4 protein-coding genes and 1 pseudogene are annotated in these 3761 nt (G+C 58.5%); 3 read left to right on the forward strand and 2 right to left on the reverse strand.

Annotated elements, in window-relative coordinates:
* The 3 genes and pseudogenes from ABI546_RS15875 to ABI546_RS15885 form a co-directional block, all read left to right on the forward strand.
* Window positions 1-232: pseudogene (locus tag ABI546_RS15875) on the forward strand (amidohydrolase); the annotation flags it as partial.
* A 136-nt stretch (window positions 233-368) separates the two neighbouring features.
* Window positions 369-2132 carry an ATP-binding protein gene (locus ABI546_RS15880; RefSeq protein WP_348047975.1) on the forward strand — a complete coding sequence of 588 codons (1764 nt, stop codon included), beginning with the start codon at window positions 369-371 and terminating at the stop codon, window positions 2130-2132.
* Window positions 2133-2259: 127 nt separating this feature from the next.
* Complete coding sequence (locus ABI546_RS15885; protein WP_348047977.1) at window positions 2260-2625, forward strand: response regulator; 366 nt, start codon at window positions 2260-2262, stop codon at window positions 2623-2625.
* A gap of 34 nt (window positions 2626-2659) precedes the next feature.
* On the opposite strand, the gene ABI546_RS15890 is transcribed toward ABI546_RS15885, so the two are convergent.
* On the reverse strand, window positions 2660-3196 hold the full coding sequence (locus ABI546_RS15890) for a DUF1415 domain-containing protein (protein ID WP_348047979.1): 537 nt from the start codon (window positions 3194-3196) through the stop codon (window positions 2660-2662).
* Between the two features lie 140 nt (window positions 3197-3336).
* On the reverse strand, window positions 3337-3761 hold a 425-nt coding region (locus ABI546_RS15895), incomplete at its 5' end, for an ATP-binding cassette domain-containing protein (RefSeq protein ID WP_348047981.1).

Below are 3761 nucleotides of genomic sequence, written 5' to 3' on the forward strand. Positions count from 1 at the left end.
GCAGGAGCCGACCATGGGCGCGGAAGATTTTGCCTACATGCTGCAGGCAAAGCCCGGCGCCTACTGTTTTATTTCGAATGGTGACGGCGCGCACCGCGAAATGGGCCACGGTGGCGGCCCCTGCACCCTGCATAACCCGAGCTACGACTTCAATGATGACCTGATCCCTCTGGGTGGCACGTACTGGGTCCAGCTGGCCACCCGTTGGCTGGGAACGGCTGTCAAAACCTGAGTTTGAGATTGGGTGCTTGCGAAGATGCCTGTGAGACGTCGCCCGTCAGGTATCCAGATCGTTTGAGGCCGCATAATGAGTAGAAGGGTCTGCCACCGCGGCGGCCCCACCCTCCATCGAGCACGAAAGCCGCGCCATGCCTTCCGACGCTGACCTTCACGCCCAGCTAAGGCAGCTTCAGCAGCAACACCTTGCGCTGCAGGCTGACTACCAAAGCCTGCAGTTAGAAAAGCAGAAGCAGGAAACTTCCGCCACCCTGTGGCTGGAGCAACGAACCCGTGAACTGCAGGCCGAGGCGCGTGAGCAGAAAAAAGCGGAAACACTGCAACGTGTGTTCTACCGCATTGCGGAAAGGGCCGCCGCTGACCTCACGTTCTACGATTTTCTGCAGTCAGTGCACGGCCTGCTCGGTGAGCTGCTGTATGCCAAGAATTGTTATGCGTGCCTTTACGACGCGCAGAAGCACCGCAAGGATTTCCCCTATTACGTGGATGAACGTGACGGAGATGCACTGCAACTGAGCAACGTGCCCTACCGCAAAGGTCTGACAGAGTTTGTGCTGAGCACCCGAAAACCGCAGATCATCGACGCCACGCGCCTGAAGGCTCTTCAAGCCGCGGGCGATGTCACCGAAGGCAGCGGCGACATGACCTTCAGCTCCTGGCTGGGCGTCCCCATGCACATCCGCGGGACGATTGGCGGCGTGCTGGCCGTGCAAGGTTATGAGCCCGGCGTGCACTACAGCACAACCGACGCCGACATCCTGTCTTTTGTAGCCAATCACGTCAGCAGTGCGATTGAGCGCTACCAGGCACTGGATGAACTGCGCAAATCGGAGGAGCGCTACCGCACCGTGATCGAAAAAGTCGGTGTCGGCGTCGTGGTGATCCAGGACGACCGGATGGTGTTTGCCAATCCCAGCCTGGTGCGCATCGTCGGCCATCCGCTGGACTACCTGCTGGCGCAGCCTTTCACGGCCACGCTTCACCCAGACGACCTGCCGACCATGGTCGACCGTCATGAACGGCGGCTGCGTGGGGAAGAAGTTGAATCCACCTATAGTTTTCGTGTCATTACGCAGCACGGAGAAATCCGTTCACTGGAATTGTCGGCCGTCAAAATTGAATGGGGGAAACGCGAGGCCACGCTGGTTTTTGTGGTCGATGCCACCGCACGTCTGCAGGCAGAGCAAACGCAGCGCCTCACACTGCAAAAACAGACTGAGCTGAACGACATGAAATCGCGTTTTATCTCGGTTGCCTCCCATGAATTCCGCACGCCACTGGCTTTCATCCTGTCGTCGGCAGAGTTGCTCAAGCACTACGGTGACCGTCTGCCGGAGCCCGAAAAAATGGAGGTCATCAACACCATAGAAACAGGTGTCCAGCGTATGACCCAGATGCTGGACCGGGTGTTGCTGCTTGGCAAGGTCGAAGCGCAAATGCTGGAATTCCGGCCTGCAGATATTGACTTGCTCGCGCTTTGCCAGGACCTGGTGGAAGAAGCCCGGACGCAGCACGCCGATACGGGTTGCGAGCTGGCCCTGGATTTTGACGGCGTGCCGCCTACCGGTCAGTTTGATGAAAAACTATTGCGGCATATTTTCGGCAACCTTCTGTCAAATGCCATCAAATACTCTCCGCAAGGCGCCAGGGTGTCGTTTCGCATCTTTCCGTCAGATGGTCGCGTGGCCTTCGAGGTGGCAGACCAGGGCATTGGAATCCCCGCGGATGAACTCCCGCATCTCTTTGAGTGGTTTCACCGGGCCAGCAATGTGGGAGACATTCAGGGCACTGGTTTGGGGTTGGCCATTGTCAAAAACTCTGTCGACCTGCATGGCGGAAGCATAGCGGTGACCAGCCAGGTCGGACAGGGAAGTTGTTTTACCGTCAGGATTTGAATCCATGCAGTCTGGCAAACCCCAGGGCGCATGAACGCTATAAGATGGGGTGGCCCTGCATTGACCTCGCAAGGCGATCAGGAAGCCGGCCCCTTCAGCCCGGGCCTTTACTTTGATCTGGAGAAAAATGGCGCGCATTCTAGTGATTGAGGATGAAACCCATATACGGGCCAATCTGCTGCGCTTTGTGAGACTGGAAGGACACGAAGCCATCGAGGCGGCCGATGGCGCCGCCGGCCTGCAGGCTGCGAAAGACCAAATTCCGGACCTTATTTTTTGCGACGTGATGATGCCGCAAATGAGCGGCATGGAAGTGCTTGCGGCATTGCAGGCGGAGCCTCTGCTGAAACAGGTGCCGTTTATTTTCCTGTCGGCCAGCGCGGAATCGGAACGGCTGGAAGAAGCCCTGCGCCTGGGTGCAAGCGGCTATGTCACCAAGCCCTTCAATTTTGCACAGCTGCATGCAGTACTCAAGCAGCATCTGCCTGCCTAGCTGCGCCGGCACCTGACGCCGGCTACTCAGTCGATTAAAGACCCAGGGCTTTCCAGCCATCCGGGCCGAGTTTTTCCAGCGCATCAATGTTCTGCTCAAAGATGGCGTCGGCTTCCGGGAAAGACGCCACGGCACGCTCCACGCTTTCTTCCCGCAATAGATGCAGGATGGCAAAAGGTGCGCGGTTGCTGTAGTTACCCATTTCGTCGGGCTCGGTGCCGTCAAACTGGAATCGGGGGTGAAAGCTGGCCAGCTGGATCTCGCCTTCGAGACCATGCTCGTCTACTACGCCTTCAGCGATCTCAAGAAAGTCGTTGAAATCCAGAAAGTCGTCGAACAAAGACGGGTGGATCAACAGTGTGGTGTCGATTTCCTGCGCCGGCGTGGCCGCCAGCAAGTCCAGCTCACGGTCCAGCTCCTCCAGCAAATCGTCCGCATGACGGGCGTGGCTCACCACCAGCCGCACCTGGTTCTTGACGTACACCGCCTTGGCAAACGGGCACAGGTTGAGTCCGATCACCGCTTTTTCGAGCCAGTGACGGGTTTGGGTCAGGACTTCTTCGTCGGTCATGCCTATCTCCGGGGAACTACACAAGCGAACGGGGGGTACTCTTAAACCAAGCAGGGGCCGCGGGACCGGCTTTGCCGGACCGCAGGCGCAGCAGCCCCCTCGGGGGGCAGCGCATTACACGAAGTGAAAAGCGTGGGGGCTCAATGCAAGGCTTTAAACCGCATGCGCTTGGGCTTGGCACCCTCTTCACCGAGTCGCTTCTTCTTGTCGGCTTCATATTCCTGATAGTTGCCGTTGAAGAAGGTCCACTGGCTGTCGCCTTCGGCGGCCAGGATGTGCGTTGCGATCCGGTCCAGGAACCAGCGATCATGGCTGATCACCATGATGGAGCCTGCGAATTCCAGCAGCGCGTCTTCGAGCGAGCGCAGGGTTTCCACGTCCAGGTCGTTTGAGGGCTCATCGAGCATCAACACATTGCCGCCGGCAATCAGGGTTTTGGCGAGGTGCAGGCGCCCGCGTTCTCCGCCCGACAGCGTACCCACCCGTTTTTGCTGGTCGGCACCGTTGAAATTGAAGCGGCCCGCGTAAGCGCGGCTGGGCATGGTGAACTTGCCGACGGTCAGCA

Source organism: Polaromonas sp., from assembly GCF_039932935.1.
Lineage (GTDB): Bacteria > Pseudomonadota > Gammaproteobacteria > Burkholderiales > Burkholderiaceae_C > Polaromonas.

Bases quoted from the DNA above. Each gene is read 5' to 3' on its own strand.
- ABI546_RS15880 (WP_348047975.1), top strand. From the start codon at position 369: ATGCCTTCCGACGCTGACCTTCACGCCCAGCTAAGGCAGCTTCAGCAG.
- ABI546_RS15885 (WP_348047977.1), top strand. From the start codon at position 2,260: ATGGCGCGCATTCTAGTGATTGAGGATGAAACCCATATACGGGCCAAT.
- ABI546_RS15890 (WP_348047979.1), bottom strand. From the start codon at position 3,196: ATGACCGACGAAGAAGTCCTGACCCAAACCCGTCACTGGCTCGAAAAA.